Origin of the sequence: Ahniella affigens, assembly GCF_003015185.1 — a bacterium.
GTDB lineage: Bacteria > Pseudomonadota > Gammaproteobacteria > Xanthomonadales > Ahniellaceae > Ahniella > Ahniella affigens.
On the sequence record NZ_CP027860.1, the window covers coordinates 1,648,519 to 1,661,517 of the forward strand.

14 protein-coding genes are annotated in these 12,999 nt (G+C 57.6%); 13 read left to right on the plus strand and 1 reads right to left on the minus strand.

The window, feature by feature from the left end; translation table 11 throughout:
• Positions 1 to 563 precede the first annotated feature (563 nt).
• From C7S18_RS06390 to C7S18_RS06430, 9 genes are all read left to right on the plus strand, one after another.
• Positions 564 to 1,265 (plus strand): ankyrin repeat domain-containing protein, encoded by a 702-nt coding sequence (locus C7S18_RS06390; RefSeq protein ID WP_170113148.1) that lies wholly within the window; start codon positions 564 to 566, stop codon positions 1,263 to 1,265.
• A gap of 377 nt (positions 1,266 to 1,642) precedes the next feature.
• A complete protein-coding gene (locus tag C7S18_RS06395; protein ID WP_106890777.1) occupies positions 1,643 to 2,059 on the plus strand; it encodes a hypothetical protein in 417 nt (138 codons plus the stop codon).
• A 109-nt stretch (positions 2,060 to 2,168) separates the two neighbouring features.
• Positions 2,169 to 2,603: a hypothetical protein gene (locus C7S18_RS06400; protein WP_106890778.1), complete on the plus strand. Its 435-nt coding sequence runs from the start codon at positions 2,169 to 2,171 to the stop codon at positions 2,601 to 2,603.
• Positions 2,604 to 2,963: 360 nt separating this feature from the next.
• Positions 2,964 to 4,103, plus strand: a complete 1,140-nt coding sequence (locus C7S18_RS06405) for a beta propeller repeat protein (RefSeq protein ID WP_106890779.1) — start codon at positions 2,964 to 2,966, stop codon at positions 4,101 to 4,103.
• Positions 4,100 to 4,366 carry a MoaD/ThiS family protein gene (locus C7S18_RS06410; RefSeq protein ID WP_206207987.1) on the plus strand — a complete coding sequence of 89 codons (267 nt, stop codon included), beginning with the start codon at positions 4,100 to 4,102 and terminating at the stop codon, positions 4,364 to 4,366. Before C7S18_RS06405 ends, C7S18_RS06410 begins: the two co-directional genes overlap by 4 nt.
• A gap of 327 nt (positions 4,367 to 4,693) precedes the next feature.
• On the plus strand, positions 4,694 to 5,044 hold the full coding sequence (locus C7S18_RS06415) for a hypothetical protein (RefSeq protein ID WP_106890780.1): 351 nt from the start codon (positions 4,694 to 4,696) through the stop codon (positions 5,042 to 5,044).
• A 244-nt stretch (positions 5,045 to 5,288) separates the two neighbouring features.
• Positions 5,289 to 5,549, plus strand: a complete 261-nt coding sequence (locus tag C7S18_RS06420) for a hypothetical protein (protein ID WP_106890781.1) — start codon at positions 5,289 to 5,291, stop codon at positions 5,547 to 5,549.
• A 190-nt stretch (positions 5,550 to 5,739) separates the two neighbouring features.
• Positions 5,740 to 6,141: a VOC family protein gene (locus tag C7S18_RS06425; RefSeq protein ID WP_106890782.1), complete on the plus strand. Its 402-nt coding sequence runs from the start codon at positions 5,740 to 5,742 to the stop codon at positions 6,139 to 6,141.
• A 114-nt stretch (positions 6,142 to 6,255) separates the two neighbouring features.
• On the plus strand, positions 6,256 to 6,891 hold the full coding sequence (locus tag C7S18_RS06430; protein ID WP_106890783.1) for an isochorismatase family protein: 636 nt from the start codon (positions 6,256 to 6,258) through the stop codon (positions 6,889 to 6,891).
• A gap of 131 nt (positions 6,892 to 7,022) precedes the next feature.
• Here C7S18_RS06430 and C7S18_RS06435 read toward each other — a convergent pair whose 3' ends face one another.
• Positions 7,023 to 8,942 (minus strand): CocE/NonD family hydrolase, encoded by a 1,920-nt coding sequence (locus C7S18_RS06435; protein WP_106890784.1) that lies wholly within the window; start codon positions 8,940 to 8,942, stop codon positions 7,023 to 7,025.
• A gap of 594 nt (positions 8,943 to 9,536) precedes the next feature.
• Between C7S18_RS06435 and C7S18_RS06445 the strand changes: the two genes are divergently transcribed.
• The 4 genes from C7S18_RS06445 (at position 9,537) to C7S18_RS06460 (ending at position 12,868) form a co-directional block, all read left to right on the plus strand.
• Complete coding sequence (locus C7S18_RS06445) at positions 9,537 to 10,109, plus strand: dihydrofolate reductase family protein (protein WP_106890786.1); 573 nt, start codon at positions 9,537 to 9,539, stop codon at positions 10,107 to 10,109.
• 36 nt (positions 10,110 to 10,145) lie between these two features.
• The gene (locus tag C7S18_RS06450; RefSeq protein WP_106890787.1) at positions 10,146 to 10,541 is read left to right on the plus strand and encodes a VOC family protein; all 396 of its coding nucleotides are present in this window, start codon (positions 10,146 to 10,148) and stop codon (positions 10,539 to 10,541) included.
• A 213-nt stretch (positions 10,542 to 10,754) separates the two neighbouring features.
• On the plus strand, positions 10,755 to 11,786 hold the full coding sequence (locus C7S18_RS06455) for a poly(R)-hydroxyalkanoic acid synthase subunit PhaE (protein WP_106890788.1): 1,032 nt from the start codon (positions 10,755 to 10,757) through the stop codon (positions 11,784 to 11,786).
• A 14-nt stretch (positions 11,787 to 11,800) separates the two neighbouring features.
• Positions 11,801 to 12,868 (plus strand): class III poly(R)-hydroxyalkanoic acid synthase subunit PhaC, encoded by a 1,068-nt coding sequence (locus tag C7S18_RS06460; protein ID WP_106890789.1) that lies wholly within the window; start codon positions 11,801 to 11,803, stop codon positions 12,866 to 12,868.
• Positions 12,869 to 12,999: the final 131 nt, after the last annotated feature.

Genomic DNA, 12,999 nt, shown 5'->3' on the forward strand with positions numbered 1-12,999 from the left:
TGAGTCGGTTCGCGCGACGCGCCGATCGATCCAATACTCAAGCGACACTTCTGGCTGAAACATCAAGCCGGGGCTGATCGGGCGCACGTCGGTTATGGAGCCTCTGAACAAGTTCAGAGGCGATGCGGGCCAGGGATGGCCCGCGCAGAATCGAGCACGCAAGTGCTTGATTCTGGGCATTGAGTTCGGACATGTGCCGGACTCAATGCGGGTCTGAAAGTCGAGGATGGACTTATTCAGACCCTCCTTATCGGGGTGCTTGATGATGGGTGCGGAGACCTCGCATTTTCCGCGGTTGATGTGAATGCACCCGCCAGTTCGTCTCGCCGCGCCGGTCGTTAGAAGGCGCGCGCTCCACACGTTTCGATGCTATGTTTGAACGGCGACCATTGCTCGTGGTCGATGGCGACGCGCGTGGGCGCATAGCACACGGGGCGTAACGGGCCCACGGAGCTTGGCTCACGGGTGAGACGGCTGCAATAGACGAAGCACTGAACGCAACGCTCAGGCATTCTATGACACCTCATTTCAGTGATTTGCTTGTTGCATTCGAGACCCACTCCGTGGCGCGCATCCGTGCAATTCTGGATGCCGGATTCGATCTTTCCGTGGTGATCGATGGCAAAGCGCCGATCAACTATCTGATCGAGATGTACTTCCGATCAGACCGCTTTCCTGAGTGCTTGCGGTTGCTGTTGGAGCGCGGTGCGATTCTGGATGACCCAAAGATCGAGGCGATCTTGCTCGATGATCCGATTGCTCTGGATGCCGCGGTCGCGCGTGATCCGAGCCTGTTGGCACATCGAACGTCGATGCGATGCGCGTTCACGCCGCTCATCGGCGCGACGCTCCTGCACGTTGCAGCGGAGTACGGCCATCTGAAAGTTGCGCAAAGGCTTCTGGAGCTTGGTGTGAATGTCGATGACAGCGCCGCAGTGGACGCGTTTGGGCTGAACGGTCACACGCCGCTGTTCCACACGGTCAATGCCAACGGCAACCGCTCCTTGCCCGTCATGCGTCTGTTGCTCGATGCGGGCGCGAGCCCCACCATCTTGCTTCCCGGAATCACATGGGGACAGGGGTTTGATTGGGAAACCACTTGCTTGGACGTCACGCCCATTTCTTACGCGCAACTTGGGTTGCTGCCGCAGATGCACCGGACCGAGCTCGATACCTACGCGAACATCAAGTTGCTGCTTCGTGCGGCGGGCAGAGTGGTTCCGGCGCTGCCAAATGTTCCCAATCGGTATCTTGGCGAGCGATAGCGTTTCGGTCCAATTAGCTGCGAATCACACGTCTGGTCAGCATGCGCGGGTCATACGACGGCGCAGTGTGGCAAGTAGCCCTCTCCCCAGCCCTCTCCCACTCGCGTGGGAGAGGGAGCCGGCTCCCTCTCCCGCGAGCGCAGGGGGTTGGGGAGTGGGTTACTTGCGATCAGGATTGGTACCACCAACACCTGTTTTCACTGCACACGTCAACGAATTCTTGCGTGTTTGATGAACGAGGGGGCAGTGCTCATTCGCGACTCCGGGAGAAGGCCATCGGGTGAGGGACTTGCTCTTGATCAGTATGGTCGTCGCGCCCCGATGGCTGATATTCTGGGAACAGGACGGGTTGCGCGATCTGGACGAGAGCGAACGGAATGAGCTACGACTTGATGGTGTTTGCGCCAAGTGCTGCGCCGAAAAAACGAGCCGCATTTTTGGATTGGTATGACGAGCAGTCAGAGTGGGAAGAAGATCACTCATATGACAATCCTGATGTGTCGACGCCGGCGCTCCGCGCCTGGTTCATGGACATGATCAAGTCGTTTCCGGCGCTGAACGGCCCGTTCGCAGCAAACGATTCAGCGGATACCGAGGCTGCAGGCACCGATTACAGCATCGGGCGTTCAGTCATTTACGCGGCGTTTCCCTGGTCTAAGGCCGAGCAGGCATACGAGACCATGTTCGCGCTGGCAGAAAAGCACGGCGTTGGATTCTTCAACGCGAGCTCCGAGCAAGCCGAGGTCTGGTTGCCCGACGGAACGGGTGGCTTGAAACTTGCCCACTCAGATTGAGAAAAGTCCTTGCTCTGGGTTGATTGAACTGCCGTGTAGTGTTGGGCCGGGCGCGCAAGTGTCGGCACCGAAAAGCGTATGAGGTAAATGGAATCCTGGCGCCGATGCGATGAGTCTCTCCGATCAGATTGAGCAGTACCTGGCCTCCGTACCGGAGCCGAAGCAAACCGACCTTCGTGCGCTCTATGCGCTTGTTTCGGAATTGCTGCCCGGCGGGCAGCGTTGGTTTTTCGACGGCTTGGACGCAAGCGGGAAAGTGGTGTCGAACCCGAATATCGGATTTGGCGCCTACCAAAAGGCATACGCCGATGGGACTGTCAAACCGTTCTATCAGATCGGAATCAGCGCGAACGCCACCGGGTTGTCTGTCTATGTCATGGGAATCGACGATCGCCGCTACTTGCCGGGCAAGTATTCGGGGACAATTGGAAAGGCCAACGTCACCGGCTATTGCGTCAAGTTTCGCGCGTTGAAGGACGTGCATATCGACGTGTTGACCAACTTGTTGCGTGATGGATTGGCGCACAGTTCACGGTGCTCGTAACGCGATCGATTGCTGTTCGGGACGGACGTCATCGCGCTCATTGATCAGTTGAGCAGTGAAGGGGTTGAGTCAGGTCACGGGTGATTTTGCGAGGCGCTGAACCGGCTCGGCGGCCCCTGGGATCGTCGATACGCATGACGACTCTCGGCGCGCTGCGGACTCGCTGCATGCTGATTCCGGAGCTGGTTGGACTGGACCGAATGGGAACGACGCAGTAGCGGGAAGCTCGATCCAAGCGCATACTCCGCTTCCGCATTCCCAATGCGTGCCGCCGGTGTTTTGGTGCACGCAAGCGGGTGTTGCCGATGATGCTGATTTTGTCCGCACGACTTCATACATTCGGAATTGGAGGAATTCGTAATGCGTGATCAGAAGGGGGCAAGTAGCACCCGATTGTGGGTCGCCACGCGCAAGGGCGCTTTTTTGTTCGAGTCCGATTCGGCCAGAAAATCCTGGCAGCAAAAGGGGCCTTACTACTTAGGGCACATTGCGCACCATGTGCTGCAAGATCCACGCGACCCCCGCATCGTCTTGATTGCCGCTCGAACCGGCCATCTCGGACCAACCATGTTTCGCTCGACGAACGGTGGCCGGACGTTCAAAGAGGTTTCCCGACCACCTGCATTCGCAACGCGTGACGATGGCAGCGGGCGGACGGTCTCACACACATTCTGGCTGATGCCCGCGCATCGCAATGAGCCCGGGGTGTGGTATGCGGGGACGTCGCCGCAAGGGTTGTTTCGCAGCGACGACGCGGGTGACAGTTGGTCAGAGGCATCGACGATTCATGATGATCCTGATTATCGGCGATGGTTTGGAACGGCCCAGGACGGTACGCCGAACGGGCCCATGCTGCACTCGATTCTGATTGACCCACGCGATCCGAAGCATTTGTACATTGGCATGTCGGGTGGCGGTGTACACGAATCGTGGGATCGTGGCCGCACGTTCAAACCGTTGCTCGACGGACTGGAAGTGGTCGGCGGATTCGACCCAAGTGATCCGTCGTTCCACGATCCGCATTGCATTCAAATGTGCCCAACCAATCCGGACCGCCTGTATCAGCAGAACCACTGCGGCATCTATCGCATGGACCGGTCAGAAGGGCGCTGGCATCGTATCGGCAAGAAGATGCCGAAGCGTGTCGGAGATATTGGCTTCCCTATTGTGCTCAGTCCGCACAACGATCAGACCGCGTGGGTGTTTCCGATGGATGGCTCGGATGTCTGGCCGCGGGTGTCGCCAAACGGACAGCCGGCAGTTTACTGCACCGTAGATGGCGGGCGACGATGGATTCGGCAGGATGCCGGGTTGCCCACTGGGCAAGCCTGGTGGACAGTCAAGCGACAGGCGATGTCAGCTGACACGCATGCAAAGGTCGGCATCTATTTTGGTACGACGAGCGGCGAACTTTGGGGCAGCCGAGACGGGGGCGCGAAATGGTCGTTGATCGCCCGACATCTACCCGAGATCTATGCGGTTGAGGCGTTCGTGCAATGAGTGGCATTCGGGTTGGGATTCCCAGTCCATTGCAATCGTACACAGGGGCCACGGAAGTCACGGCTCAAGGTCACGATCTGGAGGCTTTGCTCGCCGATCTCGATCGGCAGTTCCCCGGCATTCGATTTCGGATGCTGGATGAGCAGCGCTGCCTGAGGCGCCATATTCGCGTATTCGTCAATGGCCGGCAGACGTTCTCACTGAGCGAGGCGTTGCAACCGGGTGATCACGTGGCGATCGTGCAGGCACTGAGCGGTGGCTGATTCGCGCAGAAGGTTCATGGCCAATCCGTTGCCGCTGTGTTGCGCGTGGCGACTCGGTGGCGTGCGCTTGTTTGGGCGGTCGCCACCATGACGCCCGGCTTTCGCAATGGGCTCCTCCAATTGGCCGCGCTGTTCAATGTTGCGGCTGCGTTGTTACACCTAGGGAGGGTCTGAATAAGTCCATCCTGGACTTTCAGACCCACACCGAGTCCGGCACATGTCCGGACTCGGTGCCCCAGAATCAAGCACTTGCGTGCTGGATTCTGGGCGGGCCATCCATGGCCCGCATCGCCTCTGAACTTGTTCAGAGGCTTCCTAGGTTGCATCGTGTTCGGGGCCCCGTGGTATCAGTTTCTCGGTGCGGGCGAGCGACTGGCTAGACTGGCTGAGGCCGGGCATTGGTATCCAACGGTGATGGCCCTGGTGATCGCATCCGTATTGTTAGTTTGGGCGTCATACGCTTGGTCCGGCGCGGGCGCGATGCGCCGGTTGCCGTTCGTCAGAATTGTGTTGTGCCTAGTGTCCGCGATCTACATCGGTCGGGGATTGGGGTTCGTGATAATCATGCCGTACTTCCCTGGCAACAGCATGGTGTTCTGGCTGGTGAGTTCGGCCATTTGCCTCGGAGCGGGGCTGATTCATGCAATCGGACTCCGGCAAGTGTGGTCGCGGCTGTAACAGCCTGTCGAATAATGTTGGACTGATCGACGCGCGTACCTGACCCATCTGCCAAGGCTCGTATCTAAAATGAGTCCATGGACAAGTTGAGGGACCTCCTAAGTCGTAATCTGCGCACCAATTCGATCAACTTTCGATATGGCGATATTTCAATGCGCAATGCGGCTATGAACTTTGAAAAGTCATGTTAGAAAGTCGCCGCAGTCGATACGAACTGCATCAAACGAACTAACCGGAGTGATCCATGAAATCCTTTAAAACAGCATTTGCTTCAATCATCGCTTGCAGCGCCTTTGCCGCAGCACCAGCTCTCGCAGCAACGTACACCTACGGGACGGGATACGCATCGTCCTACAACGACGCGTACCAACTCGCAGTGGCAGACGCTGGTGATACCTGCACATTGCTGGGCGGAACGCCCACCAATTATGTGCAAGTGACTGGAAACTACTACGCTGGTGGCTACTTCACCGTGAGCGTGCGCCGTTTCTGCAAGGGCGTCTGATCGGTGATTTGAAGGAACGCCGACGTTGTTCGGTATGCGCTGCAACCACAGCGCATGCCGCTGAATCGTCGGACCGCGCTGCGGGTTTATTATCTGCGGCTCCGATAGCTCGCATTGACTTACCGCTTGAGCGTGCGCACACTGTACGCTCAAGGGCCGACTGACCCGGTCCCCCAAGAGGAGCAAGTCAGTGTTTAGTCATGTGATGGTTGGTAGCAACGATATTGAGCGCTCGAAGCGGTTCTACGATGCGGTCCTGGCCGTTGTGGGGGCAGGCGAAGCGGTTCGCAATCAATCCAAGACGGGGCATTGGCGCTTGTTCTATCGTCATGATGGCACGACGTTTTGCGTAACCGAGCCCATCAACGGCGAACCGGCTGGCTTTGGCAATGGCGGCACGATTGGATTCAAGTGCGTGTCGCCAGAGCAAGTGCATCAGTTTCATGAGGTGGCGGTCGCAAACGGTGGCACGGCGATCGAAGATCCGCCTGGGCTCCGAGAGGCCGCTGTTGGCTCACTCTATTTGGCGTATGTTCGCGATCCGGACGGCAACAAACTCTGTGCGCTGTATCGGCCGCCTTCGCCGCGCTGAGTCGCCTGAAGTGACGAGGCGCCAACGATGGTTCTCGTCGTTGGTGCTGGCTGGTTGTCGTGACCGGAACATCATGGTGGCAATCGCGTTCGCGTTTTTGCATGGGGTGTGCTGATGGCCAAATTGACGCGTCGTGAATGGTTGTGTTTGGGCTTGTCGACATTCGTGGCGCCCGCGTTGTATGCGGAAGTGCCTCAGCCTCCCAAAACCACCGAGAGGTCTGCCTTGGTCGTTGTGGACGCCCAGGTCGGTGTGCTCGCAACCGTTTGGGAGTCGAAGCGCGTCATCCAGGCGGTAGAACAGTTGGTCGCAGCCGCCCGGACGGCCGATGTGCCAATCATTTGGGTTCAGCATGAGAACGATTCGGATCTGAAGACCGGATCCGCTGCGTGGCAATTGGCGCCGGAATTCGTGCCGAATGCGTCGGAGTTGGTGATTCGGAAGCGATTCAACTCCGCATTTGCCGAGACGAAACTCGAATCTCACTTGCGGGCACTCGGCGTGACGCGCTTGGTGCTTGCTGGCGCCGCGACTAACTGGTGCATTCGTGCGACCGCGTATGCAGCGGTCGATCGTGGCTTCAATCTGACCCTCGTTGGTAACGCCCACAGCACGGAGTCAATGACCTTGGAAAGCGGACAGGTGATCTCGGCCGAATCCATGATTGCTGACCTGAATGCCGTGTTTGAATGGTTGCTGGCGCCGGGCGTGGACACCAATGTTCTAGACAGCGGCAACGTTGTGTTCTGACGCCCGGCATCCATCGACGTTGGCTGTCGTCATCCAACGTGATCAGCGGCAAAATGATTGTCGCGACGTTCACCGGATCCGTTTGCACCGAAATCGAGTGGACGTCGCCTTAGTCTCTTGTCTAAATTTGCTCAGTCAGCAATTGGCAACACGATAGCACTGGCCTGATCGCCACCAAACCAGATTTTCTGCGTGGCTTGCTGATAGTCGACCTTCTTCGCGTACATGATGTTGTCGACAAACGTCTGCGGATTCCGGTCGTACAGTGGGAACAGAGTGGACTGCACCTGAATCATGATGCGGTGTCCGGGCCGGAACACGTGGTCGACATTGGGTAGCTTGAACGAATACCGCTCGACTTTGCCAGGCTTGAGCGCGCTCGGTTTGGCGAAGTCCTTGTGATAGCGGCCCCGAAAGATTTCGATGCCAATGGGCAGTTCATAGCCAGCCATGCTCGGCTTTGCGCCTTGCGACGCATCTTCCGGGATATCGTTCGGGTACACATCGATCAACTTGACGACCCAGTCGCTGTCGGTGCCGCTGGTGGACGCGAAGAGTTCGATTTCAGGCGCGCCTTTAATATGCACCGCTTCGTCCAATGGCGCCGTCTTCCAATCGGCCACGTCGGGTCGTCCGCTGACAAAGCGTTGGTCCTGCACCAGCCAAGGCTTCCATTGCATCGGGTTGCCCATGTCGATCGGGCGGGGCAGGAACGGAACCGGCTTTGCGGGGTCACTCATGTAGGTCGTGTTTCCCACCTTTTCAGGCTTGGTGAACGTGGCCAACCCATCGGCAGCGAGGTAGATCGGCTTTGACGTTCCGACCGGCCAATGCGTCGACGTCTGCCATTCGTTGATTCCCGTTGCGTAGGTCAGCACCGGTGGTGTGTTCGGGTTTGGTCCTCCGCGCAACCAATGGTCGAAGAATGGCTTCGCGTATTTGATTCGCCATTCTCTGGCGGTGTCGCCGGTGAACGTCAGCGCGCCCAGATCGTAGCCATAGTGGTTGAATCCGGAGTGTCGCCATGGCCCAATGACCAGGGACAACTTGTCGTTGTTGGTGTCCTTCGGCTCCAGTGCCCGATAGACCGCTGCGGCACCATAGCTGTCCTCCTGGTCCCATTGGCCAACGACTAACATGGTGGGAACCGTGTGTGGTCTGGCTGCCAGCCATTGGTCGACGGCTTGCAGTGACCAGAATTCCGTGTAGGCAGGGTTCTCCAGGAATTTGCGGATTCCCGGAACGTCTGAAGCCCCGACCAGATTAACGAAGTCGGCCACTGATCCGGCTTCCAAATACCGCGTGTAGTCATCGCCCGCGCCAAGTGGGAACTCGCCGCCGCCATCGCCTTTCTTGAATCCTTGGCTTAGCGGAAAGCCGAGCGAGTTGACACGGAAAGCGCCGTAATGGAACCAGTCGTCGCCCATCCAACCATCCACCATCGGGCTTTGCGCGATGACGGCCTTGAGCGCCGGATGCGGATCAATCAGGGTCATCAGTGCGGTGAAACCCAAGTAACTCGACCCGATGACGCCGACGTTGCCATTGGCCTCGGGGACATTCTTGACCAGCCAGTCAATGGTGTCGAACGCATCGGTCGACTCGTCAATACCGGTCTTGTTCAAAGGTCCGGATAGCGGACGGTTCAGCACCCAGTCGCCCTCTGACTTGTGCATGCCGCGGATGTCTTGATAGACCCGGATGTAGCCATCCTCGACAAACGCCGCGTCCATGATTTCGAGGATGTCGACGATGCGCTGACTTTTGTTCCGACCAGTTGCCGAACTGGCGTTGTATGGGGTTCGCGACAGCAGCATGGGGGCTTTTAGGGTGCCCTTTTTCATGACCACGACGGTAAACAACTTCACACCGTCGCGCATTGGCACCATGGCCTCGCGCCGGACATAGTCTGCGCTTGGCAGCTCATGTTCGTAGGTGTCGAAATTGTCGGGGGTCATTGGCGTGACCGGGCTGGCTGCCAAAGTGCTGCCACATGCCAGCAGCAGCAAAGCAATCTGAACGATATGATTGCAGTTGGTACGTCGGGACATTCAATTACCCTCATTTGAAGCGACAATGGAAGACTTGGAAAACGCTGAGATGCTCGGACTACCGAATCCAATCGGTGATCGCAGCGACTGAGTGACCGAGCGAGCTCCTACCGAACCTGGTTAGCCTATAGCAATCGATGTTCCGGAGAATCGACACCAGATCATGACCAATGGCAGGGCGTCCGTCATTTCAGTCGATTGATTGGGAACTGTAACCGTGCTGAGAATCAGGGAGACGCTCAAACCGCCAATCTGAATCGACGGAAAAGGGAGGCACGGGGGCTGGTGCGATAGCATTTAAGAACCTTCGGTCGCTCAAAGGCTTCACCTCATGATAGGCGTCGGCTCCCAAGTCAGAATTCCCAGGTTGCCTCCTTGGTTCGAGCAGTTGCCTGAAGCGTCCCGACGTGTCGTTGCTCATTGCGTCGGCCGCACTTATCCGGTGGTTGAGATCGATGATCAAGGTTTGCTGGTCCTTGATGTCAGCCAGGATGTTGATGCTGTGTTCGGGGGGGTCGGTAACGACTTGCGAGTGGAACCAGATTTTGTCGAAATCATCCAATCGGCCTTACCCAAGGCTGCAGGGAGCGGGCCATGACAGAGAGGACCAGTCGCGTGCGGATTCATATGGCTGCCAGCCTGGACGGGTTTGTGACAAGGCCAGACGGGCAGGTCGATTGGCTGGAGACGGAAGATGCGTTTCCGGAAGGCCGCGAATTGACTCAGGAGCTCATCGCGGCGTTTTTGGACAACATCGACTGCTACGTCATGGGCGCAAGAACCTACGAGACGGCATTGCAATTCGAACAATCCGGGCTTGGTTGGGTCTATGGCGACAAGCCAGTCTATGTGGTGAGTCAGCGCGCTCTCCCAATCAATCGGGCAAATGTTCATCGCCACTCGGGATCCCTGACTGCGCTTGTGACGGACGCGCTACGCCCCAGATTCCAGTCCATCTGGGTCGCCGGTGGTCCAATGTTGGCCGCGGAAATGCTACGGCTCGGATTGGCCGACGAAGTCAGTATCAGTATTGCGCCCGTGTTGATTGGTCGCGGATTGCCATTCTTTGCTGGTATCGAGGCTGATATCAGGCTGCATCTTTTGGAGGTTCAGGCATATCGAAGTGGTATGGTCGAACTTCGATATGCGATCCAGCGCCCGCGCTGAATCAAACGGCCACGCCCAGACAAGAGGTCAGCACCAATGGCAACGCCCGCTCGCGCTGGTACGTTGATCTATGCCAAGAACCCAAGCGTCGTGTCGCGATTTTATCAGGGGCTGCTCGGCGCCCGGCTCTTGCATGCTGACGACGAGCATGAGGTTTTGGCCAATGCAGATACGCAATTGATCATTCATGCGATTCCTGCCCAGTATGCAGAATCGATCGTGGTCAGCGTCCCGCCGGTGCCGCGCGATGAACAAGCCACCAAACCGTTCTTCACGATTGCCGACCTCAACGCTGCCGAAAGTGCCTGTATTGAACTTGGTGGTCTGGTGCTCGGCCCGATTTGGCCGGGGCCAGGCATGCGGGTTCGCAATGTGTGTGACCCGGAGGGCAATATCATCCACCTGCGGCAGATGCACGTGGATTCGCGTTGATTGCGATGGCTGGGGTCGTGTCCCGCAAATGGCTTGAAACGGATTTGGAAGCATTTGGAGCCAAGGCAACATGGTTGCGCTAATTGGTTTGGCCGTGGCGCTGGCCGGCTGTTCTTGGTATCCTTCGGGTGCAAAGCGAGCCCTGGGCTCGCTTTTCTGCTTTTCAGGGCACCAAAACAAACGTTTGATGCATTGCAGCAAAAGGAGTGGACGATGGGTCCGGACATGATGAAAGACTGGCAAGCACTGCATGAGCAGTGGTGGAATGCGCTGATGTCGGGTGCGACCGAGTTCGCCGAAAAAGGCGGGCACGTATTCTCGGGCAAATCGTCCGGACTCAACGATCTGTTTGGCGGCAAATTGGGCGAAGACGTCGGGGCGGCAACCGAACGCTTCCTGTCGGGCAGCAAGCAGTTTCTCGAATGGGTGGATCGCTTCTCAGGCCAAATCGCTGGCCGTCATGCGGTGCCGAAATCGATTGACGATTGGCTGGACGCGATCAAGGCGGCAGCAGGCCCCATGTTTGAGGCGAACAATCCGCTGACCAATCTGTTCAAATCCATGGCATCGAGTGACGCCAAAGGCTTTGAGCACTTTTTTACGGGCTTGAGCAACCCAGTTGATCACTTGAGTGGCGAGGTCAAGTCGCTGCTCGGCTTGCCGGCATTCGGGTTCACGCGCGAGCGCCAAGTGTGGCAGCAGGCGCTGGCGAAAGGCTGGATGGAGTATCAGGAGTCGCTGGCGGCCTATAACGCGTTGATGCTGAAGGCGAGTCAGGACGCGAACACACGGCTCGCGAAAAAGCTTGGTGATCTGGCCAAGGGCAAGCAGCAAGTAGAGAGTCTGCGTGCGCTGTACGACCTGTGGGTCGATGCTCAAGAAGATGCCTATGCCGACGTCGCGCTCAGCAGCGACTTTCGTGCGGCCTATGGCGAACTCGTCAATCGGCAAATGCGCGTGCGCAAGTTGATTCAGGACGAAGTGGAGCGAATCGGCGGCCAGTTTGGCATGCCGACTCGTTCGGAGCTGAACTCGGTTCATCAGCGTATGGCGGAGATGCGTCGGCAGATGCGAGCTCTTGAGGATCGGCTTGAGGCCGCAGGCTTGGGCAGCGCGTTGGTCGTTGCGCCGGCTGCGTCGCCAGTTCCAGCCAAGAAGTCATCCAAGCCTGCCGCTGCCAAGAAGGCGGTCGGCAAGTCCAGTGCCAAGAGCGACGCGAGCAAAGCGCGTCGCCGTTTGGCTTGAAGGAGGCCTGAATCATGATCAATCCCGTGCAATTGAATCCAGAGCGCGTCACCGAAGAGCTCAGCAAGTTTGGCGAGAAGCTGGCCAAAGGGATGCAGTCGCTGAAAGAAGTTCGCGATGTGCACTACGGTGCCAGCGACAAGGAAGAGGTCTATCGCGAAGACAAACTGCGGTTGTATCGCTTCAAGTCCGCGCACAAAACGACTGAAAAGGTGCCGTTGCTGATCGTTTATGCGCTGGTCAATCGGCCGTACATGGTCGACTTGCAGGATGACCGTTCGATCGTCAAGAACCTGCTGGCAGCGGGCCATGATGTGTATCTGATCGACTGGGGCTACCCGGATCAGTCGGATCGTTTCCTGACCTTGGACGATTACATCAACGGTTACATTCGTCGTTGTGTGCAGGCCGTGTGCAAGCGCCACGGTCTGCCGTCGATCAATATCCTGGGCATCTGCCAGGGCGGCGCGTTCTCGATCTGTTATGCGAGCCTGTATCCGGAAACCGTCAAGAACCTGATCACCATGGTGACGCCGGTCGACTTCCAAACACCGGACAATATGCTGAGCCATTGGGTTCAGGATATGGATATCGACTTGTTCGTCGATACGCTCGGCAATGTGCCAGCGGATTTGATGAACTGGTGCTATCTGACCTTGAAGCCCTTCCGTTTGTTGCAACAGAAGTATGTTGGCCTGACCGACATCCTCGACAACAAGGCCGAGCTCGAGAACTTTCTGCGCATGGAGAAGTGGATCTTTGATTCGCCAGACCAGGCGGGCGATGCGTTCCGTCAGTTCCTGAAGGACTTCTATCAAGGCAACAAGCTGCTCAAGGGTGGTTTGTCGATTGGCGGCAAAGCCATTGATACCCGCCGCGTCAGCATGCCCGTGTTGAACATCTTTGCCGAGCAAGATCACTTGGTGCCGCCGACGGCGTCGAAGGCCCTGAAAGGCATTGTCGGCACGAAGGATTACACCGAGCTGTCGTTCAAGGGTGGCCATATCGGGATCTATGTGTCCGGTCGTGCCCAGCGTGAAGTGCCACCGGCAATCGACAGCTGGTTGCGAAAGCGCGGTTGAGTAATTGGTGTAATCGAGTCGTTTAAGAACAGGGAGCCTTCGGGCTCCTTTGTTCTTTGGTGTTTTGGGAGCGGCTTCAGCCGCGAAAATGGCTTGCGGCGAGATCGGTTCGGGCCTGATGGCCCTCCTAC